Origin of the sequence: Variovorax sp. YR566 (genome assembly GCF_051992195.1) — a bacterium.
Lineage (GTDB): Bacteria > Pseudomonadota > Gammaproteobacteria > Burkholderiales > Burkholderiaceae_C > Variovorax.
In genome coordinates this window covers 321,250-347,435 of sequence record NZ_CP197093.1, presented here as the reverse complement: position 1 = coordinate 347,435, position 26,186 = coordinate 321,250, and the positions used below count along the sequence as shown (strand labels likewise).

General features: G+C 64.0%; 22 protein-coding genes and 3 pseudogenes. 12 read left to right on the top strand and 13 right to left on the bottom strand.

Annotation, left to right across the window (positions count from 1 at the left end; all coding sequences use genetic code 11):
* The first annotated feature begins 77 nt into the window (after positions 1 to 77).
* The 9 genes and pseudogenes from ACTG4X_RS35710 to ACTG4X_RS35670 form a co-directional block, all read left to right on the top strand.
* The gene (locus ACTG4X_RS35710; RefSeq protein WP_097201131.1) at positions 78 to 800 is read left to right on the top strand and encodes a virB8 family protein; all 723 of its coding nucleotides are present in this window, start codon (positions 78 to 80) and stop codon (positions 798 to 800) included.
* Positions 797 to 1,639 carry a TrbG/VirB9 family P-type conjugative transfer protein gene (locus ACTG4X_RS35705; RefSeq protein ID WP_097201130.1) on the top strand — a complete coding sequence of 281 codons (843 nt, stop codon included), beginning with the start codon at positions 797 to 799 and terminating at the stop codon, positions 1,637 to 1,639. The genes ACTG4X_RS35710 and ACTG4X_RS35705 overlap by 4 nt, the downstream gene beginning before the upstream one ends.
* Positions 1,636 to 2,976 carry a type IV secretion system protein VirB10 gene (virB10, locus tag ACTG4X_RS35700; protein WP_097201129.1) on the top strand — a complete coding sequence of 447 codons (1,341 nt, stop codon included), beginning with the start codon at positions 1,636 to 1,638 and terminating at the stop codon, positions 2,974 to 2,976. The genes ACTG4X_RS35705 and virB10 overlap by 4 nt, the downstream gene beginning before the upstream one ends.
* Positions 2,945 to 4,093, top strand: a complete 1,149-nt coding sequence (gene virB11 / locus ACTG4X_RS35695) for a P-type DNA transfer ATPase VirB11 (RefSeq protein WP_097201128.1) — start codon at positions 2,945 to 2,947, stop codon at positions 4,091 to 4,093. The genes virB10 and virB11 overlap by 32 nt, the downstream gene beginning before the upstream one ends.
* Positions 4,059 to 6,023: a type IV secretory system conjugative DNA transfer family protein gene (locus ACTG4X_RS35690; RefSeq protein ID WP_097201127.1), complete on the top strand. Its 1,965-nt coding sequence runs from the start codon at positions 4,059 to 4,061 to the stop codon at positions 6,021 to 6,023. Before virB11 ends, ACTG4X_RS35690 begins: the two co-directional genes overlap by 35 nt.
* Before the next feature lie 72 nt (positions 6,024 to 6,095).
* Complete coding sequence (locus ACTG4X_RS35685) at positions 6,096 to 7,286, top strand: LPD7 domain-containing protein (RefSeq protein ID WP_097201126.1); 1,191 nt, start codon at positions 6,096 to 6,098, stop codon at positions 7,284 to 7,286.
* Positions 7,287 to 7,406: 120 nt separating this feature from the next.
* Positions 7,407 to 8,099, top strand: coding sequence for a TraX family protein (locus tag ACTG4X_RS35680; RefSeq protein WP_257015143.1), 693 nt, complete (start codon positions 7,407 to 7,409; stop codon positions 8,097 to 8,099).
* 246 nt (positions 8,100 to 8,345) lie between these two features.
* A complete protein-coding gene (locus ACTG4X_RS35675; protein WP_440534488.1) occupies positions 8,346 to 9,122 on the top strand; it encodes a YihY family inner membrane protein in 777 nt (258 codons plus the stop codon).
* A 216-nt stretch (positions 9,123 to 9,338) separates the two neighbouring features.
* A pseudogene (locus ACTG4X_RS35670) lies at positions 9,339 to 9,569 on the top strand (integrase core domain-containing protein); the annotation flags it as partial.
* 198 nt (positions 9,570 to 9,767) lie between these two features.
* On the opposite strand, the gene ACTG4X_RS35665 reads toward ACTG4X_RS35670, so the two are convergent.
* Positions 9,768 to 10,190 (bottom strand): hypothetical protein, encoded by a 423-nt coding sequence (locus ACTG4X_RS35665; protein ID WP_097201244.1) that lies wholly within the window; start codon positions 10,188 to 10,190, stop codon positions 9,768 to 9,770.
* Positions 10,191 to 11,130: 940 nt separating this feature from the next.
* The gene (locus ACTG4X_RS35660) at positions 11,131 to 11,682 is read right to left on the bottom strand and encodes a hypothetical protein (protein ID WP_143696856.1); all 552 of its coding nucleotides are present in this window, start codon (positions 11,680 to 11,682) and stop codon (positions 11,131 to 11,133) included.
* A 240-nt stretch (positions 11,683 to 11,922) separates the two neighbouring features.
* On the opposite strand from ACTG4X_RS35660, the gene ACTG4X_RS35655 reads away from it, so the two are divergent.
* Entirely contained in the window at positions 11,923 to 13,368 is a 1,446-nt protein-coding gene (locus tag ACTG4X_RS35655; protein WP_097201122.1) for an IS1182 family transposase, read from the top strand.
* Positions 13,369 to 14,260: 892 nt separating this feature from the next.
* Here ACTG4X_RS35655 and ACTG4X_RS35650 read toward each other — a convergent pair.
* The 11 genes and pseudogenes from ACTG4X_RS35650 to ACTG4X_RS35600 form a co-directional block, all read right to left on the bottom strand.
* On the bottom strand, positions 14,261 to 14,533 hold the full coding sequence (locus ACTG4X_RS35650; protein ID WP_097201121.1) for a hypothetical protein: 273 nt from the start codon (positions 14,531 to 14,533) through the stop codon (positions 14,261 to 14,263).
* 52 nt (positions 14,534 to 14,585) lie between these two features.
* Positions 14,586 to 15,002 carry a DUF4259 domain-containing protein gene (locus ACTG4X_RS35645; RefSeq protein WP_097201120.1) on the bottom strand — a complete coding sequence of 139 codons (417 nt, stop codon included), beginning with the start codon at positions 15,000 to 15,002 and terminating at the stop codon, positions 14,586 to 14,588.
* 193 nt (positions 15,003 to 15,195) lie between these two features.
* Positions 15,196 to 15,879 (bottom strand): hypothetical protein, encoded by a 684-nt coding sequence (locus ACTG4X_RS35640; protein WP_097201119.1) that lies wholly within the window; start codon positions 15,877 to 15,879, stop codon positions 15,196 to 15,198.
* Between the two features lie 760 nt (positions 15,880 to 16,639).
* On the bottom strand, positions 16,640 to 17,551 hold the full coding sequence (locus ACTG4X_RS35635; RefSeq protein WP_257015140.1) for a hypothetical protein: 912 nt from the start codon (positions 17,549 to 17,551) through the stop codon (positions 16,640 to 16,642).
* A gap of 214 nt (positions 17,552 to 17,765) precedes the next feature.
* Positions 17,766 to 17,864 (bottom strand): annotated as a pseudogene (locus ACTG4X_RS35630) (hypothetical protein); the annotation flags it as partial.
* A gap of 128 nt (positions 17,865 to 17,992) precedes the next feature.
* A complete protein-coding gene (locus ACTG4X_RS35625; RefSeq protein ID WP_179830562.1) occupies positions 17,993 to 19,099 on the bottom strand; it encodes a relaxase/mobilization nuclease domain-containing protein in 1,107 nt (368 codons plus the stop codon).
* Positions 19,092 to 19,643 (bottom strand): hypothetical protein, encoded by a 552-nt coding sequence (locus tag ACTG4X_RS35620; protein WP_257015138.1) that lies wholly within the window; start codon positions 19,641 to 19,643, stop codon positions 19,092 to 19,094. Before ACTG4X_RS35620 ends, ACTG4X_RS35625 begins: the two co-directional genes overlap by 8 nt.
* 384 nt (positions 19,644 to 20,027) lie before the next feature.
* Positions 20,028 to 21,308, bottom strand: a complete 1,281-nt coding sequence (locus ACTG4X_RS35615) for a type II toxin-antitoxin system HipA family toxin (RefSeq protein WP_097201116.1) — start codon at positions 21,306 to 21,308, stop codon at positions 20,028 to 20,030.
* 15 nt (positions 21,309 to 21,323) lie between these two features.
* Positions 21,324 to 21,644 carry a helix-turn-helix domain-containing protein gene (locus ACTG4X_RS35610; RefSeq protein ID WP_097201115.1) on the bottom strand — a complete coding sequence of 107 codons (321 nt, stop codon included), beginning with the start codon at positions 21,642 to 21,644 and terminating at the stop codon, positions 21,324 to 21,326.
* A 345-nt stretch (positions 21,645 to 21,989) separates the two neighbouring features.
* A complete protein-coding gene (locus tag ACTG4X_RS35605; RefSeq protein ID WP_097201114.1) occupies positions 21,990 to 22,943 on the bottom strand; it encodes an ArdC family protein in 954 nt (317 codons plus the stop codon).
* Between the two features lie 832 nt (positions 22,944 to 23,775).
* Positions 23,776 to 24,109 (bottom strand): annotated as a pseudogene (locus ACTG4X_RS35600) (DUF2958 domain-containing protein).
* 434 nt (positions 24,110 to 24,543) lie between these two features.
* On the opposite strand from ACTG4X_RS35600, the gene ACTG4X_RS35595 reads away from it, so the two are divergent.
* Positions 24,544 to 25,041 (top strand): DUF1016 N-terminal domain-containing protein, encoded by a 498-nt coding sequence (locus ACTG4X_RS35595; RefSeq protein WP_179830561.1) that lies wholly within the window; start codon positions 24,544 to 24,546, stop codon positions 25,039 to 25,041.
* On the top strand, positions 25,038 to 26,120 hold the full coding sequence (locus tag ACTG4X_RS35590) for a PDDEXK nuclease domain-containing protein (RefSeq protein ID WP_097201112.1): 1,083 nt from the start codon (positions 25,038 to 25,040) through the stop codon (positions 26,118 to 26,120). Before ACTG4X_RS35595 ends, ACTG4X_RS35590 begins: the two co-directional genes overlap by 4 nt.
* Positions 26,121 to 26,186 lie beyond the last annotated feature (66 nt).

Here is a 26,186-nt window from a genome sequence, read left to right as displayed (position 1 = left end):
GCCTTTGCCGCCGGAATGCGAAGGGCCACTCACACCCATCAATGCATCGGCGGACGCCTCCAATTCAGGAGCGATCAATGCACCGGGACGCCGCCCTTGAAAACTACCTGCTCGAGGCCCGAAGCTGGGAGCTCGACCGCGCGCGCCGGGCGGAGCGATCGGCCAAGGTCGCCTGGATCGTCGCTGCAGCGGCGGCCGTCATCGCGGGGCTCGCGGCCGCTGCCGTCAGCGGGCTCACACCGCTGAAGCAACCCGTGCCGGTTCTCATTCGGGTCGACAGCAGCAGCGGAATCGTCGACATCGTCCCCACCTACGAGGGCACGACCGACATCGAGCAAGTGGTGACGCGCAACCTGCTGCAGAACTACGTGATCGCGCGTGAGCGCTACTTCTACGGCACCGCGGAAGCAGACTACGAGTTGGTCGCTTCGCAGAATTCACCCCACCTCAACCAGGAGTGGGCGACCCTGTGGGCGACCGATAACCCAGCCTCGCCCTTGAACGTCTACAAGGACGGCACGTCCATCCGCACGCAGGTGCGCTCGGTCACATTCCTCAAGCTGGAAAGCGGCAAGGACAAGCTGGCCCAGGTCCGCTTCACCCGCTCCACACGCGCCGGCGGGACTGGGGAGGAGCAGGCAAGCCACTGGGTCTGCACGATCGAGTTCGCCTATGTCCCGCCATCGAAGGACGACAAGATGCGCTCACTCAATCCGCTGGGATTTCGCGTCGTGGAGTACCGCCGCGAGCCCGAGATCGCCACATCGGGTACTGCTTCGAGCAGGCAGGACGTGCGATGAGCTCCCATGGCGCGCTCCCCACGTTTGCGCTCGCCATCGGACTGGCAGCGGGTCTGGTGTTCATCGCGCCGCTCGCCCACACCGCGACCGTGCCCCTGGCCGGCAAGGTCGATGCCCGGGTGCGGGTGGTCGCCTACAACCCCGACGACGTCATCACGTTGCGGGGCTACGTCGGCTATCAGATCCACCTGCAGTTCGCCGAAGACGAGGAGTTCGTGAACCTCGGCTCCGGCGACAACGGCGCCTTCGATGTCGGCGCCGAGCGCAACCATTTCTTCATCAAGCCCAAGGAGGCACGCGCCTCGACCAATCTCACCGTCCTCACCAACCGACGGGCCTATCACTTCGACTACATCGTCTCCGCCACCGCGCCGGTGGGTGCAGCCGCCAGACGCATGGTGTATTCGCTGCGCTTCACCTACCCGCAGGATGAGGCCCGCGCCGCGGCAGCGGACCGGGAACGCCGCAATGCAGAAGCGCGCATGAACCGTGGAGAGGTCGACCGGCTGCGCAACACCGACTACGGGTTCTGCGGCAGCGATTCGCTCAGGCCCATGAGCGCCTACGACGACGGGGTGCAGACCCGGCTGCGTTTCCAGGCGCGCGCCGAGTTCCCGGCCATGTTCATCCAGAATGACGACGGCTCCGAATCGCTGCTGAACTTCAACATCGAAGAGGACGAGGTTGTCATCCACCGCGTGGCGCGTCGCTTCGTGCTGCGCCGGGGCAAGCTGGTCGGCTGCGTCGTCAACCGGTCCTTCGCTGGCGGCGGCGCACGCACCCCGAGCCACACCAACACGCCAGGCGTGCAGCGCATCACCACGGGAGACGGGCCGTGACCTGGCCGGACCGGACTCGCCACGCCTTCCCCTCCGATCCGCCGGCGGGTGGCGACGCGCCCGAGATCGATCCGGACACCGGAGAGGTCCTGTCTGCGCAGCGAGCCGCAGGCCCGGGACGTGAGGCGGCCCGAGCCGCCACAGGGAGCACGACGATCCAGGGCGAGCGCGCCGTCCCGTCGGTCAATCGCGAGCGCTCCATCCAGTCACGCATCAGCGGCGCCCTGGCGCTGGCCACGATCATCCTGCTGGGCGCCGGATTCCTGTTCTGGTACTACAACACGCAGTACGCCAGGACGCGGGAAGCCGAAGAGGCCGCGAGAAAGGCGGCTGCGGCGCGCGCCGGCGGCGAAATGAAGGTGCCGCCGCTGGGCCGCGTCGCCCCTCCAGGGGCCCCGCCGGACCCGGCATCGGTCTCCACCAACCCCGCCCCAGCGCCACCCCCCGGGCCGCTCAACACCGCCAACGCGGGCACCCCACAGAAGACACCCGAGCAGATCGCGCTGGAACGCCAACTGGGCATCCCGGTGCTTCGCCGCGCGCAGGCGGCCCAGGCCACGGGCGCCACCACGCCCTACGCGTCCGCGGACCCGGCGACATTGCCCGCCAGCGTTCCAGGAATGGCGCAGCTGATCGGCGCGCTGCAAGCGCCCGGGGCAACCTCAGGGGCTCCCGCGGGCGGCAGCCTCGCCGCCAACCTGCGGCCCACACCCACTCCGGCGGTCGCCGCCCGCACCCTGCCCGCGCGGCGCATGCTGCTGCCCAAGGGCGCGTTCATCGACTGCACCCTGGAAACTGCCATCGATTCCACGTCCGAGGGCATGACCACCTGCATCGGCGCCAGCGACATCTATGGCGCCGACGGCAAGGTCGTGCTGCTGGAGCGCGGCACCAAGTACGTCGGCGAGCAGCGCGGAACGCCGCGTCAGGGGCAGGGCCGCGTCTTCATCGTGTGGAACGAGGCCCGCACGCCCACCGGCGTCGTGGTCCAGCTGGCCTCCCCAGGCACCGACGAGTTGGGGCGCAACGGCCTGCCAGGCTTCGTGGACACCCACTTCTGGGACCGCTTCGGCGCCGCGATCCTGATCTCGGTGATCGACGGCACGATGGAGGCCATCACCGCCTACCAGCAAAGCGGCACCAATGCCAGCAGCGGCACGGACGTGGTGCTGGGCACGCAAGGCAGCCGGGATGTCCTCACGGAGGTGCTGCGCAGCACCGTCTCGATCCCACCGACCGTCATCAAGAACCAGGGCGAGCGCATCCAGATCCTGGTCGCCCGCGATGTGGATTTCAGGAGCGTCTATGCGCTTCGAACCAGTCCCACCACCCCTTGACCGAGAGCCCGTCGCCACAGCAGGCGATCGGCGGGCGCAGCACGGGCCTGCACATGCTGGCGCACCTGCAGAACCACCTTCGTCCCTCGCCCTCTTTCTCGGCCCGCTGGGCCGCCTGCTGAACGATCCCGAAGTCACCGAAATCTGCATCAACGCGCCGGGCGCGGCCTTCGTGGAACGGCAGTCCGGCTGGACACAGGAGGAGCTCCCCTTCGCCAGCTTCGACTGGTGCATGTCCATCGCCAAGCTCGTGGCCAATTTCACGCGCCAGCGCGTCTCGGCCAACGAGCCCCTCCTGTCCGCCACCTTGCCCGGCGGCGAACGGATCCAGGTCGTGCTGCCGCCCGCAACCCTGGAGCGGACCGTCTCGATCACGATCCGGCGTCCGTCCAATGCCCTCTGGAGCCTCGCAGATCTGGAGAGCCTGCACATCTTCGAGCCGACGCGCAGCATTCCCGCTGCGCCAACACAGCAACCCGATGCGACAACCCTGTCGCCAGAAGACGGAGAGCTGGCGAACCTCCTCGCCCGCAGACAGTTCGCCTCCTTTTTGCGTCGCGCCGTCCAGCTGCGCAAGAACATCCTCCTGTCCGGCGCCACCGGCTCCGGCAAGACCACCGTCAGCAAGGCGCTGATCCTCGAGGTGCCTTCCGAGGACCGACTCATCACCATCGAGGACGTCAAGGAGCTGTCGCTGCGCAACCAGCCCAACCATGTGCGGCTCTTCTACTCGCAGGGCGCCCAGGGGCAGGCCGAGGTCACGCCCGGCCAACTGCTGGCCAGCGCCAAGCGGCAGCGCCCCGACCGGGTCTTCGTGTCCGAACTGCGCACAGGCGAGGAGGTCTACGACTACCTGGTGTCCGTGAACACCGGCCACCCCGGCTCCATCACCAGCGTGCACGCGGACAGCGCGGAGATGGCCTTCGTGGCACTGGCACAGTTGATGAAGCGCAGCCAGGCGGGCCAGGGCATGAGCACCCGCGAGGGTGTGGAGCTGGCCCGGATGAGCGTGGACATCGTGGTGCAGTGCGCGAGAGACCGGCGAGAGGGCCGGCAGCGGCGCATCGTGCAGGAGATCTGGTATGACCCGGCCACCAGGCACCGAAGACTTGCCTAGTGCCTTCAGGATCGCGGTCGCGCTGCTGGTGGCGGCGACGGTCGGCCTGTACGTCGGAGGCTATGCCTTCCTGATGGCCATGAAGCTGCCGCCGCAGAATGCAACGCTGCTGACCCTTCATCAGTACTGGGAGGCCTACGGCGAGCGGCCGGACATACGCCGTCCCCTGATCGCGGCACTGATCGGCTCCCAGGGACTGATGCTGGGCCTGGTAGGTCTCGCCATGCTGCCCCGGCGTCGGCCCCTGCACGGCGAGGCGCGATTCGCCACCCGGCGCGAGATCGAGCAAGCGGGTCTTCTCAACGAGAACGGCATCATCCTCGGGCGTCGGGGCCATCGCTATCTGGTCCTGCCGGGTCAGCAAGGGGTGGAACTCGAGGCACCGCCGCGCAGCGGCAAGGGCGTCGGCGTCGTCATCCCCAACCTGCTGAACTGGCCCGGCTCCGCCATCGTCAGCGACATCAAGGGCGAGAACTTCACGCGCACAGCGGGCTTCCGAGCAGCCCATGGGCAAGAGGTGTACCTGTTCGATCCCCTCTCCGCGCGGGAGTGCTCGGCACGCTGGAATCCGCTCGGCTATGTGTCTGACGTGCCCTACCGCTGCATCGACGACTTGCAGCGCATCGGCACCATGCTCTTTCCCGACCCGCTGGCCGGTGACCCGTTCTGGACTTCGTCGGCCCGCTCTCTGTTCCTGGGCATTGCTCTGTACCTCTTCGAGACCGAGGGCGCCACGCGCACCCTGGGCGAGGTGCTGCGCCAAGGCATGGCCAGCGACGCCGAGGGCTTCCAGAAGCACTGGAAGCGCGTCATCGATGCCTGCGAACGCGCCGGGTATCCCCTGTCGCAAGAGGCGGTGCAAAGCCTCTACGACGTGATCGACCTGGCGCCGACCACCGCCTCCAGCATCCGCAAGACCTTCACCAGTCGATTGGACCTGTGGCTCAACCCCATGATCGATACGGCCACCTCGGCCAATGACTTCGACCTGCGCGAGTTGCGCAAGCGCTCCATCTCCATCTACGTGCAGATCAACCCCGACAACATCGCCCGGCTGCAGCCGCTCCTGAACCTGTTCTTCCAGCAGGCGATCGGTCTGCAGACACGCGAATTGCCCGAGAACAACCCGCAGCTTCGCCACCAGGTGCTCCTGATGCTCGACGAATTTCCGGCGCTCGGGCGCATCCCCGTCATCGCGGAATCCACGGCCTTCCTGCCCGGCTACAACGTGCGCGCCGTCGTCATCGTCCAGTCCAATTCGCAGTTGGTCGAGAAGTACGGCATCGAGGGCGCCAAGTCGATCCGCAAGATGCTGGCTGCGCGCATCGTGTTTCCGCCCAAGGAATACGAGGACGCCGAGGCCATCTCGCGCGAGCTGGGAACCTACACCGTCCCGCAGAAGAACGTCAGCCGCCCGATGTGGGGCGGCGCGGGCGGTGCAAGCAAAGCCCCGACCGTGAGCATCAGCGAGCAACCGCGCCGCCTGCTGCTGCCCCAGGAGGTCAAGGAGCTGGGCCCGGATCGGATGATCCTGTTCTACGAAGGCCTGCGCCCGGTGCTTGCACACCGCATCCGCTACTTCCGCGACAGGTTCTTCGCCTGCCGTGAACGACCCCCACCGCCGGTGCCGAAGCTGGACGTGGACAGGTCCAGTCGCGTCATCGCGACCGCTCGGGCGGCCAGGCCCGATGACAAGGAAGACACGCCCGACACGAATCCCGGATCCATCACCAATGCCACGCCACAAGGCGGTGGCTTCGCACCGACGACGAAGGAAGCGAGCACCATGGCCGGTGATGTACTGAGCGACGACTTGAAGCTGGACGACTTCTCCTTCGACTTCGACGACGTGGAGATTCCCACCGAGAAGCTCAGCGACGAGGACGTGAAGCGCCGAGCTGATGAGTTCATGGCGCGAATCCTGGATTGATACCGTATCGATTCGGCGCGAACAGCCCCAGCGCCCAGCACGACAAACAACACGCACGAGAAAGGAGCCGCGATGTCCACAGACCGTTCCCCCGATGGCCCTCCATCGGGCACCGCCCCCCGGAACTTCGTCGGCTCCGTCCAGGGAGAGGCACCTGCTGCGGGCCGCGGCCATGCCCGAGTACCCGATGCCATCGAGCGCCGCTACCTGCGCATCGACGATCGCTACTTCTTCCCGGATCGCACGCTCGCGTTCATCGACGACGGCGACCGCATCCGCGTGCGAACCGAGAACCGCGAGGTACTGCACAGCGTCGTGGCGATCGCGCAAATGCGCGGCTGGCGGGTCATCGAGCTCAAGGGCACCGAGGCCTTCCGCCAGGGCATGTGGCGCGAAGCTGCGTTGCGCGGCATCGAGGTGCGAGGCTACGAACCGACCCCGGCTGAAACCCTCCAGATGCAGCGTGCGCCGAAGAAATGGCAGCCCTCGCACGAGACGGGCCAGGGTTTGGGGTCGGCACCACTGGACCGCGAAGCAGCGAGCACACCCGAAGGATCCATGCCTGCCGAACCCGGCCACGATTCCAGTCGTCACCCGCCCAATGCACCGCGGGACGGTCGATCGCTTCGCGACGGTCCCAGACCACCCGTCAGGGGCATGCTCGTGGCGGCGGCCGCCGCGCCATACCAGTTCGATCCGGTGCAACGCATGTCTTTCTACATGACGGTGCGCACGGAGACCGGCGATCGCACCATCTGGGGGTCGGACCTCGAGCGCGCCCTCGCCGAATCGGCCTCGCAGCCACGCATCGGCGACCAGGTGGTGCTCACGCAGCACGGGACCCGTCCGGTCAGCGTCCGCGCGGCCGTCCGCAATGCGGAAGGTGAGCTGGTCGGCGAGAAGAAGATCGTCGCGCAACGCGCCCGGTGGAGCGTCGAGACACCGGACCACCTCCACACGCTGGAGCACCGCGCCGAGCGCGTGCGCACTGGAGAACTTCTGTCCGATGCGACCCTGGGCCAGCACCCGGATCTGGTCGTGGCGGCGGCGGGCCTCAAGCTGGCCGAGCAGTACGCCCGGCGTGTGACCGGCGATCACGCCTCCCAGCAGCGCCTGGTGCAACTGATTCGCGAACGGATGGCCGATGCGCTGGCGCAGGGCCGTTCGATCCACCTGCCGGACCGCCGTCCACACCCTACGCCCATACGGACACGGCAGCGTGTTGCCCGAGGCCAGGAGGAGTTGAGCCATGAGCGCTTGTAGGCAGTGTCGGAGACCCGGGCTGAATGGCGACGGCTTGGGGGAGGAAGGCACCGCACTGTCTCCGGTGTACCGACGCACGAAGCGTCCCCCGATCCCACCCCCACGTCCCGAAGACTCCAGATGCTCGCCCGAGAGAAGCCCCGAACGTCGATGAACGCGTGGCGGGTCTCGAACGGCTCGCTCGAAGCGCTCAAATGGGTTGGCCTCCTGCTGATGACGGAAGACCACGTCAACAAGTACCTGCTGCATGAGGCAAGCCCGGCCCTCTATGCGCTGGGACGCATGGTGATGCCGCTCTTCGGCTTCGTGCTCATGATCCACCTGACGCGTCCCGGGGCGCTCGAGGCTGGCGTGCATCTGCGCGTCATGAAGCGCCTGGCGATCTTTGCCCTGCTCGCGACGCCGGCCTTCGTTCACCTGGTCGGCTGGTGGCCACTGAACATCCTGGCCACCCTCTGGCTGGCAACGCTGATCGTCTGGCTGCTCGAACGGGGCGGCAGGGCCAACCGCTGCGCGGCGCTGATCGCCTTCCTCCTCGGTGGCTCCATGGTGGAGTTCTGGTGGCCAGCACTGCTCTGCGGCCTGAGTGCCTGGGCGTTCCTGCGCAGACCCAGCGGACGACGACTGCTGCTGTTGGGCTTGGCGACGGCTTCGCTCGCCGTCATCAACGGCAACTTCGCTGCCTTGGCTGCCCTTCCCTTGATCTGGGGAGCGGGTCGGGTCGAAATTCCGATGCCGCGCAGCCGCTGGGTCTTCTACGCCTTCTATCCGGCGCACCTCTCGCTGCTTGCCCTCGTGCAGCAGTGGATGTGAACGGCCGAGATGACAAGAGCGACAGACCGCTGGCAGCCTGTTCCTTCGCAGCAGCCCTCCAGCTGACACGCTCGACATCGGATCGCCGATTCGATCTGGGGGGCGGCGTCGCCGAAAAATGCGAACATGCCAACCCGCTGGCATTGCAGCGGTCCTTGTGCCCGCGAAGCCGATCGACCCCTCCTTCCTCAGCGATACATGTTTGCCCTGACCCGCTTGACCATCGACCGTGCCAGAAAAGAGCGCTTGCCCCAAGTCGCCGGGAGCCTGACGTTCACGACCTTGCTGTCCATCGTGCCCTTGCTGGCAGTGAGTTTCGCCCTGTTCACGCGATTCCCGATCTTCAGGCGGCTCAAGGATGCACTCCAGGAGTTCTTGTTGAGCAGGCTGCTTCCCGCAGACATCGCACGCACAGTGCTGAAGTACCTGAACCAGTTCGCCGCCAACGCCAGCGGCTTGACCTGGGTCGGTTCGCTTTTTTTGCTGGGCACGGCCATTGCGATGCTGCTCACCGTGGAGAACGCGCTGAACCAGATGTGGAAGATCAGGAAGAATCGGCCGTTCCTCAGGAGGGTAGGCCTGTACCTGTTGATGTTGGCCGTTGGCCCACCCGTTCTGGGCCTGAGTCTGTGGGCAACGTCGTATCTGCTGGGCATTTCCATGGGGCTGATCGGTGCGCTGCCACCATCGCTCACATTCGTGCTCGACCTCGGGCCGCTCATGCTCGGCGTGGCTGTACTGACGAGCATGTTCTACCTCGTTCCGAACACCAAGGTACGGCTGCGCGACGCCTTCGCGGGTGGCTTGGTCGCCAGTGCGGCTTTCGAACTCGGCAAGCGCGGCTTCACGGCCTACCTCGTCAAGGTGCCAACGTACAAGGCGCTGTACGGGGCGTTCGCGGCGCTCCCCATGTTCTTGCTGTGGGTGTACTTCTCGTGGTTGGTCACACTGGTCGCGGCCATGATGACGGCCAACCTGGCGCTCACCCGACGGCGACCGGCAGGCAAGCCCGCTCGGGCCTAGCAGCCAGGCCTTGGCTGGTGGGCCGGTCGCCAGCGGGTAATCTCCGTTTCAATGAACCCACCGGGAACATGCCGCCGCACTGCCCAGGTCCTGAAGGCACCTGGCAGCCACGCGCCAGCGACGGGGCCAACGCGCACAACACCGACGCCGCCAGCGAACACGCGCCGACAGGCGATCCTGGAGTGGATCGCGCACGCCGGCATCGCCACCGTGCTCAACGATCCCGGCAAGCCCTGGCAGAACGGCACCGACGAGAGCTTCAACGGCAAGTTCCGCGACGAGTGCCTGTCCATCGAGTGGTTTCGCTCGCGCCGCGAAGCCGCTGTCCTGATCGAAGCCTGGCGCAATCTCTACAACGAGGTACGTCCCCATAGCAGCCTGCAATACTTGACCCCGGCGGAGTTCAAACAGGAACTCCGCCTAGAACTACAACCCGCCGTCTTCTAGGAAAAACTGTCTCGACTAAACCGAGCAGGTCACGGGCAAGGTCAACGGCTTCGGACGCAAAGGGAAGCATTGCTGGCGCGTCGAAAACCTCGCTCAGCTTGACTTCGGCACGCTTCGCGAGTTCTACAAGTTGGTCGGATGGTTTCAAGAAATCCTCTGAATCCTGACGTGGGCTCGAGTGTCCGCCGCCGACTACGGTCACCATTGCCCAGACTCTGGGCGCTGGAGCCTCGTCTTTAGGAACTCAAAATACTTAGGGTCGTCTTTTGAGAATATCTCCGCTCCTGCACCCATGTAAGCTCGTGACAGCTCGTCTGCCGCCCGCTCGAGAGCGCCGAGTTCGAACTGGCATTGCCCAAGTCTGAGATGCAGGAACGGATTGCCAATCGCATCGGGGTAGTGCATTGCGCTGGTCAGGTTGTCGCGACCCGCTTCGAAGTCGCCGCCTAAGAAATTGGCGTCGCCGATGGCCGCCAAGACCCAAGTACCGGCTACCCAATCCGTCTTTGGCTCGGGCAACAGATCGAACGCCCGCCAGTACAGCGTCAGTGCCGCCGCAAACTGCTTGACGTTCGCTTGCTTGTCACCTTCTGCGCAGAACCGCTTAATCTCTCCGTGCATCTCGTCGGAGAGCTCTGTGCTCGAACTCGCCGGCGCGGCTAATTTGGCCGCGGGCTTATTGCCTTTCCTGAACCAGTCGAAAACCATCCTCTCCTCCTTGTGCTGTCGCAAGGCGACCTTCTACTCAGATTTGGCACGCCCGTTGCGCGCCGCGAACGTCAGCTATCCGGCGAATTCTGCGGCGCAGCCGGCCGGCCGCTTCTGGCCGCACTCTGTCGTCGTTGGTCACACAGCATCACAACTTTCGCGGGTCGTTGCTGGGTCGCACTTGAAGCTCTTGTTCGGCCGGAATGGTTCGGAGACCGTCTTGCAAGTCTTCATAGGCGGGGCAGTCGCTTGCGCGCACGGCGCCGCGCCGGAAGTCACATGTCAATGTCGCCCCATTCCTCGGACGAGCATGCTCTTCGTATGTCAGCGGAGAGCCGCGCTGAAACCGAATCACCAGGACGCGCTCGCCCATCTCGTTCCACATCGTTTGACAGCCGGTGTATCCGGCTCTCACCTTGCGAGGGAAAACAAAGAAATAGTTTCCATGACTGGCGTTCACACCGGCAGCGCGAGGAGGCTTCTTCAACGCACAGGTTCTTTCGGCCCACGCTGAAGCCATCAGCGCCAGCGCTCCAAAGGCGACTGTAGCCAGCCGTACGAACCTTTGGGGAACGCCATTAGTCATAGGCAACGAAGTTGAAGTGTCGAAGGTCTGCTTCTCTGATCGGGCCATGTTGTCAAGCGCAGAGTATCTCGGTATTCGGTTTCGTCGAACAAAACGTCTCGGTGCAGTTCACGCCTCTTTACACAGTCGGCCCCGGCTCAAAGGCCGGCGCTGTACGCATCGGTCGGATGGAGCGGAGAGCCACGCTTTGGAACGATCGTGCCGTCTTCAACGGCCATTGGTGGTCCATCGAAATGAGCAGCGGGTCGAATCGCATGTCCGCACGAGTCAGTTGCGCGCGCGAACAAGCTGAGGATAGTCAACTCCTTCGACGGGCTGCAGCAACATCAGCTTGCCGTCGTTCATGTGCACCATGTAGGTGACGATTCCAGCGCCAACCCCTGCACCAACTCCAGCGGTAAGGGGGCCAGCAGCGGGTGAGGCGGCTTGGGAAATCCCCAGAGCGGTTGCTGTTGAATCGACCACTGCCGTTGATGTCTTGTAGTAATACAGGCGATATTTCGCCGGTCCCGGGGGCTTGGTGATGTAGATGCCACCAGGGTACGTTTCTTTTAGAAACCTGAAGCTCTTGCCAGGCCCGCGATAAAAGACGCCAGAGGAATCTTCGAGTTCCGCCTTGTACTCGCCAGCCGCCAGTACGATCTGACCTTCGTACAGCGAGATCGGGCTTACATCGAGCGTTGCGCTTTCTCTGGCCTTGGCGAGCTTGGCGGCATCCAGGGAGTCAGGGCCAGCGCAAGCGGAGAGCGCAATCGCTATAAGAACGATCGCTATGCATTTCATGTGTGGAAGCAGGTGAGTGGCGCGATTCTCGTGCATTGAGTGTCTGGTGATGGCATCAAGTACTGTATTCATCGCACCACGCGAGCGGCACGGGGCGGCAAAGGCCGATCACCGAAATCTCGCATGGTGGGCGTGGAAAAGCGTGTCAGCGACAGCTTTCGGAACTGCACCGGAACACGAGGCGAGCGGCAGCTCTTGGCCGAGGTTGTGTGAAAACACTTCGTTGAACGCTGCGCTCCAAATAAAATCTGCCAACCCGTCAGAGCGAGGTGGCGCATGAAGCGATTCATCGAAGGCGAAGACCGACGGCAGGTCGCGTTGTTGCCGGAGTGTCTTGATGACTATATCGGCGAAGACAACCCGGTGCGCGTTGTCGACGTCTTTGTCGAGGAACTGGATCTTCAGGCACTCGGCTTCAAAGGCGCAGACCCCGCTGCCACCGGTCGGCCTGCGTACCACCCGGCGGTGCTTCTGAAGCTCTACATCTACGGCTACCTGAACCGCATCCAGTCCAGCCGGCGTCTGGAGCGCGAGGCCCAGCGCAACGTCGAACTAATGTGGCTCACTGGCCGGCTTTCCCCGGACTTCAAGACCATTGCCGACTTCCGTCACGACAACGGGGCGGGCATCCGCAACGTCTGCAAGCGCTTCGTGGGCATGTGCCGGCAGCTCAAGCTGTTCACGCAGGCCATCGTGACCATCGATGGCAGCAAATTCAAGGCGGTCAACAGCCGGGACCGCAACGTCACGCCAGCCAAGATCGATGCGCGCCAGCGGCAGATCGAGCAGAGCATCCAGCGCTACCTGGACGCGCTGGAGACCGCCGACCGCACGCAGCCCACGGAGGTCGAGGCCAAGACCGAGCGGCTGCAGGACAAGATCAAGAGATTGCGCGAGCAGATGCGCCAGCTCGAAGAGACCAAGGAACAGCTGAAGCACGAACCCGATGGCCAGCGCTCCACCACCGATCCCGATTCACGCTCGATGAACTCGCAGGCCAAGGGCTCGGGCCTGGTGGGCTACAACGTGCAAGCGGCAGTTGATGCCAAGCACCATCTGATCATTGCCCACGAGGTAACGAACATCGGCAATGACCGAGCCCAGCTAAGCAAGATGGCGCAGGCCGCGCGCGAGGCGATGGGTAAAAGCAGGGTGCGCGTCTTCGCTGACCGCGGGTACTTCAACGGCACTGAGCTCAAGGCCTGTGAAGACGTTGGCATCACAACCTTCGTGCCCAAGCCGATGACCTCGGGCGCCAAGGCCCAGGGGCGCTTCGACAAGAGCGACTTCATCTATATCGCGAAAGATGACGAGTATCAGTGTCCTGCAGGACAACGACTGCGGTGGCATCAGACCACCACGGAACGGGAGATGAACCTGCGGGCTTACTGGACGTCGGTCTGCCCGCAGTGCCCCCTCAAGGCGCAATGCACCACTGGCAAAGAACGACGCGTGAAGCGTTGGGGGCACGAAGCGGTGCTGGAGCGCGTTCAGCAACGGCTTGATCGCAAGCCCGATGCCATGACGCTGCGAAGAAGTACCGTGGAGCATGTGTTCGGTACGCTGAAGCACTGGATGGGATCGACCCACTTCCTCACCAAGACATTGGCGCATGTGAGCACCGAAATGAGCCTGCACGTGCTGGCCTACAACCTCAAGCGAGTGATGAACATACTGGGGATCGCGAGAACAATGAGGGCGATGCAGTTGGCAAGGGCGTGAGCCCTTTTAGTCGCGCTCGCGGCGCAGCGCGGCCAGTGCCTGCATCACTGACTTCGCCGCCGAGTTCCGCGTCTGCAGCGCGCCAGCTTGCATCTGAGTTCGGCATACTCGCACGTCGAGTGCGTTTCCACACAACCTCGGCCGACTTTAGTCGAAGCACCGCTGGAGGCAAGGGACTCTGTATCGTGGACTTAATCTCAAGCACTTCCGGGTTCTGTTCGCATGGATTGCGAGTATGTGGTCGGAGTTACTTCCCAAGTATCCGAGTCGCGTGATCGCCACGTTAGTAAACCCATCAAGTCGCCTTCCCCGCTGTAAACGCGAACGTTCGCAGGGCTGAGAACGCCTGAAGTACGGTAGGTCTCGCCTCCAATAAAGTATTGCGATTGCGGCTCGACCACCCCAAAGTCACACTCTGTATGCTTGAGCAGCGGCTGTGCGACGTCCAGAAACTGGTAACTTGTTCCCCCACAGCAGAGCGCTCGTGCAGGATGGCGACGCTCAAGCCGCCACCGTAAATACGCCGCCAGTTTCTCCTGAGCCTGCTGTAGATCGAGATTTTCTGTCTGCAAGGGGTATTCCACCGGTCGACCCGCGCGGACTACGCCGTAAGCATCCTCGAACACTCGCGTTACTGCAATGTCTTCGACTATGCAAACCGTGGCGCAGTCCTTGCACCAACCAGGTCGTACAGGGATGGTGTACAGATCTGCGACCGGCACTTGAGCGCCAGGTGGCACGTGGTCGAAGTTGAGGTAGTAGTAGCCTTCGGTATGCGCAAACCCGAATCGCTCACGGCAACTTGTGCATTGATAGTAGCTTGGAAGCATTTTCAGTTCGGGACGGTGACTGGCGTTTGTACGTCCGATGTTGGCCGCTTGCCATCCGCTGCTCATTGCGCGCCTTCAAGGGCCGCGATGTATGGCAAGACTTGCGGATGGGCCTGAACCCACTGCTCGCCCAAAAACGTCGATACGGAGCCCGAGCCGGTGACGCTCGCGATTGACCCGAACTTCGAAGCGGCCTGCAGCAATTCGTGCGCTGCATGCATCACGTTCTCGCTTGCGGCCGACCCCGGCTCGCCAGCCTCGATGCCCCACTCCTTTTGAATCGCTGCGACGAGCTTGCCGGCGGCGGCCTCGAGAGGTGTTCGCGAACGTGTCATAGGCGTAAATCTAACCTGCCGACGAAGGTCCGGTTCTAGCCGGCTGCTATCGTTACCGTTCGAGCCTCGTCGCAAGCTGGCTGATTCCGGCAGCCCATCGGTTTGATTTGCCTGCTGACCATAGTTGAGCGAGTTCGGAAGATCTGGCGTCCGAAACCCGAGTGATGGCTTGTCGTGCACGGGGCGCCAAGGCGCGCACCTCGGGCGCGCGCGTCTTTGCGAGACATGGCGCGGCGTCTGCGCTTGTCGTGGCAGGCCCCTTTCCGTCCGCACTGGCGATAACTTCGGCGGCGGCAACGGCAACAGAACCCGCATCGGCCTCAAGATAGCCAGGACGCAATGCTGCATCGATCGCTGCGGCTATCGTGCCCGCCCCCGCAGACCTCGAGCATTCAATCAGCCAGTCTTGTGCATCGTCGTTGTCAAAGGGGCCTTCACCCCATGCTCCTGCACTGGCCGAGAAACTCATGACTAGCGCGAATGCCGCCACACTCACGTGCTTCAGGTTTTTCACTCGACTTCTCCGTGCGTTTCATTCGGCCGAGCAGCTCGTGCCATGTGGCTGCGCGCATCAGGATTCTGGTTCCGCGCCACACGCAGATGCGATGGGCCTCACACGGGATCAGACGCCGTGGCTGAAACGCGTGAACTGGCGCTGCACTTCAATAGATGATCGAACAGCAAAGCACTCTGTTCTGAAAATAGAAGCGCATCTTGGACCCGGCCACCGCCCTGGGACGCGGCGGAGGAAGGTCGGAACCCGACATCATGTAGCGGCTTCCCACCGGCAAGACCTGATTGGGCTGAATGATTCGACGACTTGCCGCAAACTGCATGAGCTCATGAGTGCCTTCATCGATCACCCCGATCTTCTGCGTGTAGGCATGGACCTCCACGGCGTACCAATCGATCTCGATCAGGCGGCTCGCGAAATTGTGGCCCGTCGAATAGCCGATGTCGTTCTCCATGACATTGCCGGGGCTTGAACCCCTTGCGGCATTGCACACGATCAGGACGAACCGCGATGGCTCATGGAGCCCGGCTGCGACCAGGATGTCGATCAGATGAGAAGTCGGCAGCAATCGATCGCCCAGCGCCACGCCTCTGCGCGTGGGCATGCCCAGGTCCAGCGCATGGTGGCCCACGATGAACACCTTGTCGTAGACCACGGAACCCAGGGCCTGGGGTTGTGGTGCCGGGCCGTTGTCGGGATGCCATCGGACACGCCCGTCGGCCGGATCGATGGCGATGCAGTGAACACCGTAGCCCTTGAAGACCAAGCGGGTTTTCAATGCAGCTGAGCTGTCGTCGCCCGAGATGTAAACGATGAGCGCAGATTTCGGCATGTTGCAACCTCCGTGATGACCGTTGACTTCCCTTGGTTCCCAGGAACGGGGCGGGCACGACCTGACGAAACCTCATCCGACGACATCAACGCCCGCGCGCGAGCAGGCGCTGAGCGGAATAATTTCCAACACACCGAGACCGCCCCTTGCTTGAATGCCCGGCTGGACAGATGCGCGGCCCGCCGCCAGCCTTGCAGAGGATGCCCAGAGCCCGCAGGCGCCCTCCTCCAACGCAAACGGTACCGGCACTGTGGCGCTTCCTCACGCGCCAATCCATTTCACCCCATTACAGACAGACAGGACCGATGCCGCCTCGGCTGGTGCTACGCCAGGAGTTCAGGCCTCGATAGCCTTCACGGAAGCTGGCAAGACCAGATCGGATTGCCACGCCGGGAGGCATTCGCCAGCGGAAAGTTGTTCCATCCGTCTGTGGAAATCTTTGCGCATAACCCAGGGACAACGTCGGCGTTGCCAGCATTCATGCGGGTCCTCGCCAGAGTGCCTGCATTCGAGGCAGACGCCCCTTGACTTTTCGTTCGACAGTCGTGCGATCGTTTCGTGACTTTGGATATCTGGATGCCGGTGGCTGACGGCCGAGCCTGCACGCGCGGTCTTCAGATCTCGGCCATTGTGCCGCGGCATCGGGCCCGAGAGAGACGTTGAGCTGATCAACCTAGAAGGAAAAAAGCAGACCTTCATGTTTGGAGCGCGCCGCTACCTGCAGCTCGTCCCGCCCAGGACGTTGCTCTCAGTTCAGGCATCAAACTAGAAAATTGGGTGATGCCAGCTTTTCAGCCATGAAAGAAGCGAGCTGCGCCTTGTAGGCCTGCTGGTCAAGTTGATCCGGGCCAGAAAAGTAGCGGTCATTGATGTTCAGAATTTCACCTGACGAACTGAAGTTTTCGAACTCTTTTGAATATCGCCTGTTTGCGAGTCTGATCAGGTAGGCCAGCTGCGTATTCTCCATCTTCGTGTTTTCATCGTAAGCTTGGCTGTGCCAGGTGAAACGAACCTCAAAAGGCATCGTTTCCACAGCAGTCAGCAATATGCGAAAAATGAGAGAACTTCTTTGCGACTTGGCAGCATTCTGATCGCCTGATTCGATTGCATTCACTAGCGTCCGAACGTGTTCAACACCGATCTCTGCTAGTTCTTCGGCGCAATGCTCTGTTGAGCGTTGGAGCTCAAGAAGACTCGTGCCTGTGATGGCTGAGTACAGGCGCTGAAGATGTGGGTGGCCTTCGAGGAGATTTTCTATATCTTCTGAATTGAGGCGTTTTCCCTCTTCTTGAAGTTCCTTGTAGCGTTTGATTGCACCAATCTCCGCTTCGTCGAGTTGAGGTTCAAGCATCAGACGATCGGCACCCCATTCATCAACTATTTGGGGCCAGATAGCGATCCTCATAAAGTCGAATAGTCCATTGAGTTTCGCCCCAGCGATACGGGGAGCTCCGGGCTCCGAATACGGTCGAAACCAAAAAATGATGCCGGCCTCAGACACCGTCACGACGTTCTCGTCCGGTGCACACTCGTGTTCCTCGATCACGCTCTTTCCAACTACGATCCGGATGGCACGAGACCTTTGTCTCGGGTGTCTCGAATTGCAGCGCTCGACAATCCACCTGAGTGCTGTCGGAATGTCCTGATGATCTGACTTGTCGTCGACGAGCATGAATTCCCCTGAACATTGAATAGACCATGCCGCCCGTTGCGACGGCGGTGGCTCTAGTGCCGGTTTCAGCAACAAGGTCGAGGACCTGCAACAGCGAAGTGACCGATGGTACTTTGATCGAAACGTCTCCCAGCCATGGATGAAAGCCTTCAAGCCATATGGCGCCCATGCCCGCGGACAGAGCACCAGCAACGTCGTTGATCGGGTGGTCGCCAACATAGACGCACTCGTCGTTGGCAATACCGAGTTCACGGGCCGCAGCTTCAAAAATGGCAGCGTCCGGTTTTCGAACACCGCCCCTTTCCGAGCTCAAAACAGATGAGATGCGATCCTGAAAGGAAAGTCGTTCAGCTGTTGCCAGGGGGGCACTTCTGGATGGTAATCAACAGGCCGGGGTCTTCTTGTCCGTGTGATCCTCTTTGGCGTCGGCGAACTCGATGGTCACCGGACATGCGGCTGGGGCGATTTCGCATCCACGCGCTCCAGCGTGCGACGTCTCTCCGCCTCCCTCCAACGATCGGCCATGCGCTGTGCGTCGGTCAGTACGTCTGGCATGCGCGCGACGAAACGATCCACCTGGGCGGCGAGATCACCTTCGCCCTGCCTTCGAAGTGCATCCGCCGTTGCACGCCAGTCCGCCGCCACCTCCTGCCGAGTACCTTGCATCACCTCTTGACCGGCATCCAAGACGCGCCGCCTCGAGTGGAGGACCTGGAGCACGCTCTCCAGCTTGGCGCGAACGAAGGTTGAAGTCTTCGGCATCTTCCGCTCGGTCCGCTCGCCGATCGGCAGTTGCCAGAACGCCCGAAGCGCACGGAGCCGATGATGGATCGCGTCCTTGTACGGCTTGCGGATCTGCCCTCGCACCTGACGCGGCGTCGCATTGGCCGCCACGCCCTGCTCGCGCATCAGCGCGGCGAACTGTTCGCGCCATTGCCGCAGCGTGTCTTTGCGGATGTAGAGGCGCTGGCCGGGCTCGAACTCGTGCTCGCACTTGACCACCAGGTGCACGTGCGGGTGCGGCTGGTCGGTGTGCAGCACCAAGGCGTAGCGATACCGCAGCGCGAAGTTCTCGCGCGCGAACAAGCGTGCCGCGGCCAGCACCTTCTGCGCCGGCGTGCCGGCCGGCATCGACAGCACGATGTTGTGCACGAGCTTCGCCCGGGTGTCCTTCTGACCCTCGGCCGGCTTGGGCTTGCAGTGGCTCCTGCAAAGGTCCAGCTGCCAGTCGGTCGTGATCTCTTTCGCAGCACCCCGGCCCTGCAGCATGAGCCCGTCGTCGGTTTCCACTGACAGTTTGCCGTGCCGGCCGATGTAGCGCAGGTGTGCCTCGACCCCGCCCACATCCCGCCCACCGCCGGAGACCTTCACGATCACCTCGGGCGTGCGACCCACCGTGCGCTGGATCTGTGCGATCTGGTCGGCGCCCAAGCGCAGGGTGCCGCTGGGTCCTCGCCGGCCATAGCTCACGATGTCCAAGGCCATGTCGCGCGATGCACCAGCCGAGCCGCGGCTGCTTCGGCCCAAGCGCACAGTCTGCTTAGGCATGGCCCGTCTCTCTGCCGGTCTCCCAGCTGATGAGGTTCCGGCGCACGACGGCCGCTGTGGCTTCGCGTGCCACCTCGACTTCCCGCCGTGCCAGCGCGATCGCATCGCCCAGGTTCGATGCCACTGGCTCCGCCAAAGTGTTCGGCATGCCGAACCTTCGAAGCTGCCGCCCGAGCGCGGCCAGCTGCGCGCAGGTCACTCGGAGCTGGTCCAGCTCTTTCGGAGGCAGCACCGCCGAGCGCCGAACATGGTTGTGGATCAACAGGGCCAGGTAGCTGCCGGTCTTCATCTCACGGGCACGGGCCCACTCTGCCGCCAACCTTCGATCGCCGCTACGAAGCCGCAGCGTGATGCGATCCGATGCAGCGCCGTCGGCCGTCGAATCACGCGCCCCCGCGCTGTTGGACTTCAGCACTTCGTTGACCATTTTGGCGAGCAGCCCCGACTCGCTCAGTTCATGGCGCGCGGCCAGCGCGGCAAACTGCGCCCTCGTTTCGGGCGGCACCCGGGTCCCAATCACGCTCGACAGAGAGGTCTTGGTCATCGCAACGCCATGGCTGTTAACAATGTCTGACGTCAGTCTATCCTGCCCTCAACACCGCACAAGGACTTGGGCATCCGCACACCGCACCGTCGACCCGCATGCCACCGTCCGATCGAGACAAGCCAGCCATCGGCGATAGTGGGCCGGTCCCGTGTCCGCGCACTGCCGCCCAGCGCGCATGCACCCCTCAAGTTCGGCATGCCGAACTTGAGGGAGCACGCAAGGCGACTACGCTTCAGCCGCTCCTCGGCACGTCGCCGCTGCGCGCGCAGCGGTGCGGGCAGCCAGCGCGAGCCTTCCAGCTTGGGCATCGCTGGTGCTGTCGACAGCAAAAAAGCTGATCTTCGCGCCGATGTGCGCGGCTTCCCGAAGCCTAGAAGAGCATCAGACGGCAAACACGTTGGCCATCATCTGTACTTCACCACCAGGGAGGTCAAGCTTTGTGGCCAGGTCCCTCCACGTGGCCACGACTGCAGAGATCTCGTCGACGATAACCTGTGCGACAGCTGCGTCGAGGCGGTAGTGCCCCGCCGTATCCACCAAGGTCTGCAGGACAGGCGCTGCAGACTTGCCGTCCCATGTCAATGAATGGTCGCTTTTCGCGGGATTGGGGTTCAGGTCAAAAGCAGGGGAAAGCCGCCAGCCCGTAGGCTGCAAGATAAACCCATGGTTGCGCAGATGGTCGTCCCTGTTCCCTACCAACAGATTGAAGACGGCGCGCCGGAAAAGCTGGTGCATGTCATCGGTCAAGCCCACACCACCGCATGATTCGAGGGCCTCGATGAGGTGCAGGTAGCTCCCTCCTTCCTGGCCATCGCGCCGCTCGAGCAGTGTCATGGCCGATGCATACATCCGGCGGGCCTGCGCGGCGCCTGCTGCAGCAGCCTGGCGATCGAATCGACTCACGCAGTAGGTGTGGTACCGGTCGCTCAGGAGGACTCGCTGGGCCTCAGGCATCACGATCCCGGCATCGCCAGCCAGGAGGTAGATCAGGTACTCCCAGCTTCCCCAGTCGTACTGGTCGTTGTGTCCCGGGAATTTGGCCAGCCAGAGCGTGCCATCCTCCATGGTGAAGGTGGCCTTGGGTCGTGCGCCGCCCAGCGATGAGCCTGGTGCGATGAGCATGGAGAGCCACTTCTCGTACTCTGGCAGTGCCTCTGGGCGCGGGCCGTCGAGCCTCCTGGCGACCTCGGCCAGTTCGCGCAAGTCGGTCGCAGGGGGCGCGGGCAGTGGGCTGTCGTCAAGAAACGGCGCGCTGGGGCCGCGTCGGAATCGAAGTGCGCCGGCTCGAGTGAAGTCGTTCACGCCGAGCATGTAGAACAGGTCGTTCGTTCGCGCCATGGGCCTCTTTTCATTTGCGGCCGCATTGGCTTCTCGTCGCTCCATGAGCACACGCCCCCACCTGTCCGGTGCGCAGTCCGAAAAGATACCGAACCCCCGACCTTCAGGGGAGTGCTGCTCGCCGGCGTACAGGGGCAGCTGCGGGTCTATCTGCACGGCCATCGGCGCATCCAGCCACGCCTTGGTGTACTCGAAGGAGGGCGCCAGGTCGACGCGTTCGGTTCCCGGGAACAGGTTCCCGATGTGCATGGCTGGGCCGAGCTCCGGCGCGTCCAGGTGGACCTCCAGCAGGGGGCGGCCCGCGCGGGCGCTCTTCGTGGCCATGGGTTTCCTTCCGGGTCAATTGTGAGGACCGTTCACGCGTCCCCGGCTGCGCAGGGAAGCAGAGTCCTGCAGCTTCCTGCCCAGCACGTCATCCTCCGCCACCGCGTCGACGTCACCCTCCAGGCCCAGCACGCGCAGCGCCTTCAGATAGGTCCCGAGCGACACCGCAGGGTCACCCGACTCCAGCCGAGCCAGTGTGTTGCGGGAGATGCCCACGCGCTCGGCAAACAGCGTCGCCGATAGGTCGCGCCGGCAACGGGCCAGTTCGATGCGATGGCCCAGACCGGCGGCGAGCTTCGTCAAGGGCATGGAAAGCGGGTATTGCGTGCGGGCCATGGCTGTTCCATATCTAGAACAAAGTGTGTTGTTTTTGCTCATTTTATAGAGCATGCCAAATGACCTACCCTACTGCGTGGGGCTATATTTTAATCAATTCTCCATTAATTTGCTCAAGATATGGCGCACACACCTCTCCCCCTACAAGCCCGCTGCAAGTAGCAAGGCGCCTGAGGGGGTCGAGGGCCGCGTCCCGACGAGTCGATGCCCTCATGCGCCAGGGGCATGGCATCTGCGCGGTGACAAATCCATGTGTGCCGAGCGCTGGGTGCGAGATTGGCAAGGCTTGGCCGCCAGCGCCGGCACGCGCCCGAGATCGTTGCGTCTGGCCGGACTGCGATGGCCTCAGTCAGAAGCGGCCGCCACAGACCCTTCAGGTCCTTCGACCTCGGGCATCTGCCGTGCCACGATGAACGCGAACGCCTCCTGCGCGAGGCGCGCTGCCGTGAAGATCGCCGTGCGGTCGCCGCGCAGCACCCGCAGCCAGGCGTCGATGTACGCCGCATGCCCTTCGACCGTGGCATCGACCAGGCCGCAGTGCCCCATGACGAACGCGCTGCCGAGCTCGGCCACCAGTTCCTCGAACGCATAGGCGGCATCTCCGAAACGCCGGCCGAACGCCCGGTTCAGCCGCTTGGGATGGCCGGTCCAGTGCACCAGCTCGTGCAGCGCCGTCGCGCATTGCGCCTGCGGACTGGTGAACTGCCGCGGCCAGGGCAACCGGATTTCGTCGAGCGCCGGCAGGTACGCTGCCTGGTCGAAGCCATGCCGGATCACCGCGTTGCACCCTCCCAGCAGCCGCATCGCCCGCTCCACGGGGCCCTGCAAGCCCGCCGGGGGAGCGATGCCCAGGTCCACGACCTCCAGCGGCAACCCGTCGATCTGCGCCGCGTTGAACAGCCAGAACGGCAGGCACAGCAGCACGCCGGCGCGGGCACCGGATGGCGCAGTGACGGCGCCCTCATCGGTCCCGCCTTCCGGGAGGACGTCATCGGCATCCTCGCGACGCTCGCGCGCCTTGCGCTCGAAGTGTGCGCACATCACTGCGCGCTCGCCCTTGCGCACCTGGGCACCGAGACTTTGCGCCTGCTTGTAGGTCAGCCACACGTTGGACGCATAGCCTTCTTCGATCGCCGCCTCCCAGAGCAGCAGCACATTCGCCCCGTGGTACGGCGCCCCGGTCTTGCCATTGCAGGGTATCCCGCGCGCCGCCGCCCGTGTCCAGCGTTCGCGCAGCACGTTGCCGCCCTTCTCCAGCATCGCGATGATCCGGTCCGTCACGACCTGCCGCACATCCATGCGGCCCGCACCCCGCGCAGCTTGGCCGGAAAAATCCGTCCCCCCACCTGCTTTGGGTGAGTCCTCGGGGGGTACGGGGGGAACGCCCGTGGCCTTTCGGGGGGCCAGACTGCCCGCATCGCGCGGGCTGGAAATCGAGTTTGCGTGCATGGCTGGGCCTTTCTGCGGTGTGTGCCGCGGTGGTTGAACATCTGCTTTCGGAGCCGCCTCGACGCATGAAAAGCGCGCGAAAAGGGCCGATGTCCAGGGACCGCCCGCAAGCCGCAGCCGAGCACGGCGAGGACCGGGTGAGGTCGGTGGCGAAGCCCGCAGCCCTGGACAGCGGTCCGTGCGCGCTATGCGTCGGCCAAGAGGCGGCTTCGAAGGCAGATGCGAAGCGGCACACCCCGCACCCCGGCGCACGCAACCGAACCCGCGCCGCACCACCGAAGGCGGCGCACCACCCATGCCGCTGCGAAGCACCCGCATCCACCTACCTGCACGTCGAGAACCGCCGAGCGCAAGGCGGGCGGCCTGGCCGGTTGCTGCCGTGCATGCACGGCCACTTGATGCACCCATCGGTCCGCGCGCTCGATCGACCCGCCCCTTCACCAACCATCGAGAGCATCGGAATCCAGGCACCGCTTTGGCCTGCGCGTCGCGAGCGGAACAACGGTCGGGGATCGACGAACGTTGGGGCGATTCGGCGACCACGCCAACTGTTCGATGCCAGAGTTGACAGCAGCCCTGGACTTCACCTTGCGTGCGCGCACGGCTGACCCGCCGCGCGAGAGCGACAGGAAGGCAAAGAGAAAGGAGAAAACGAGAACGGGGAAAAAGCAAAAACCGCCGGTCAAGCCTGAATGCGTCCCGCCATGCGCGCCTCCTTCTCGCAGACGCTCAGGCGCTTGCCGGCCCGGAAATGCAGGTCCTGCGCGATCGACAGCCCGAGCATGCCGCGCACCTCGGCCAGTCACTCAGGCTCGCGAATCCCAGCTCGGGAAACCCGAGCCCGAGATCGCACAGGCCGAAGGCGATGTCATGATCCTCGGGGTCGATCTCGCTCAGCAGCCAGGTGGCGCCAGCGTCGGGCGTGAACAGTTTGACCAGCAGCGGATCGAAGTCCGCCTGCGCCCGGGACTGCACGCCGTTAGCCAGAGCAACATGTCGAACTGCGCATCGGTGATGAAGGGAAAGCTGAAAAGCAGCCATGTCGTTCTCCTTGAACGGTTGCGGGCGGGATTGCCCGGGACCGTTGCCGGCACACCGCAGCGCAGCAGTCAGGGTTCGGAGACGACCGCAGGCCGCCAGCGCGCCACCCTGGCACGCGCAGACCTTGACGGCGAGAACGGTGTGCCACCCTCCAGACCGCAGCAAGCCAGCCTACCCCTCCCTCACCCGTTCCCCTCTCTTCCGGCCGGCACGAGGCGGGGCGGGGCCGGCGATCTTGAGGGCGCGCCCGCGACCGTCCACATGCCTGAAGGAGGATCCACCACACTCGGTGCCGGGCTTGCGCGCCCCCGCCTGCCATGCAGCGGAAGCCGCCACTTCGACGGATCAGGCAGAACTCCGGTACCTCGCATCGGCGCACCGGACACGCGCGAGGCACTATATTTCCCGAGTGTCTGTCACCGCGCCCACCCTGTTCGACGACGCTCGCTTCGTCGAGGATCTGAAATGCTGCATCGACGGTGCGCGGCGGTCGGCCGCGCGCGCCGTCAACCGCGAGCTGATGGCCCTGTACCGGGACATCGGGCAAGCCGTCCGCGAACAACGGGCACGCTGGAAATGGGGCGACGCGGCGATCGATCGGCTGGCGCGCGACCTCAAGGCGTCCTTCCCCGGGACCAGCTGCTTTTCGGCGGCGCGCCTGTGGTGCATGCGCCAGTTCGACGAGACCTGCGCCGCGCCGAAGTTTCTCTCACGGCTTGTGCGAGTAAGCGAGCGCGATGCCGGACGCACCCGACGTCCCAAGGCGCTGACGGCCTTCGACAGCGGGCGCTTCGACCGGCCCAACCCGCGGCCATCGCCTGCGGAAGCAGGCGCCGATATGCCCGCCAGCGAGAAAGAAACCGGCAGCGCGCCCGACGTCATCCGGGTGGATGGAGCCAAGGCATGAGCAAGCCCGGCCAACCGCAGCGCCGCGCGCTGACAACGACCGCAGAGGCGGCCTTCGGCGAAGTGCTCCAGCTGATCCAGGGTGCACGGCGGCGCGTGGCCAGGGCGGCCAATGCCGAAGTGATCCAGCTGTACTGGCACATTGGCCAGTACCTTCATCAGCGCATCGAAGCCGACGGCTGGGCCAAGGGAACCGTGGAGCAACTGGCCGCCTACATCGCCCTGCGCGAACCGGGCCGACGCGGCTTCTCGGCCCAGAACCTGTGGCGCATGCGGCAGTTTTTCCAGGCCTATCCGCCAGGCTCAAAACTCTCAACACTGTTGAGAGAAATTCCCTGGTCCTCGCACCTGCACATCCTCAGTCGCGCCAAGCGCGAGGAGGAGCGCGAGTTCTACCTGCGCATGACGGCGCAGCAGGGCTGGCAGGTCCGCGAGGTGGCGCGCCAGATCGACAGCGGTCTCTTCGAGCGCGCCCTGCTCCACCCACCCAAGGTCTCAACAGCGTTGAGAGAAATGCAGCCGCAGGCCGCGCAGCATTTCAAGGACGCCTACCTGCTGGACTTCCTGGCCTTGCCCGAACCGCACTCCGAGGCCGAACTGCACCGCAGCCTGCTGATGAACCTGGGCCGTTTCCTCACCGAGCTGGGACGGGACTTCTGCTACATCGGCAGCGAATATCCGGTGCAGGTGGGCAGCCAGGACTTCGCGCTGGACCTGTTGTTCTTCCACCGTGGCCTGAACTGCCTGGTGGCCATCGAGCTGAAGGTCACAGCCTTCGAGCCCGAGCACCTGGGCAAGCTGAACTTCTACCTGGAGGCGCTGGACCGGGACGTGAAGAAGTCGCATGAGAACCCGGCCATCGGTCTGCTGCTGTGCGCCAGCAAGGATAGCGAGGTGGTGGAGTACGCGCTGAGCCGCACGCTCTCGCCCGCGCTGGTAGCGCAGTACCAGATGCAGTTGCCGGACAAGCGGATGCTGGCAGCAAAACTGCATGAGTTCTACGCCCTGAACGCGCCGCAGGACGTGGCAGCAGAGCCAGCCGTGCCGCGCGTGGCCAAACGCACGAAGCGCCCATCCTGACCTGACGCCTGGACCGGAACGCTGCATCAGCGCGACCCAACAAAAGGTGCCGTCTCCGGCCAAGAT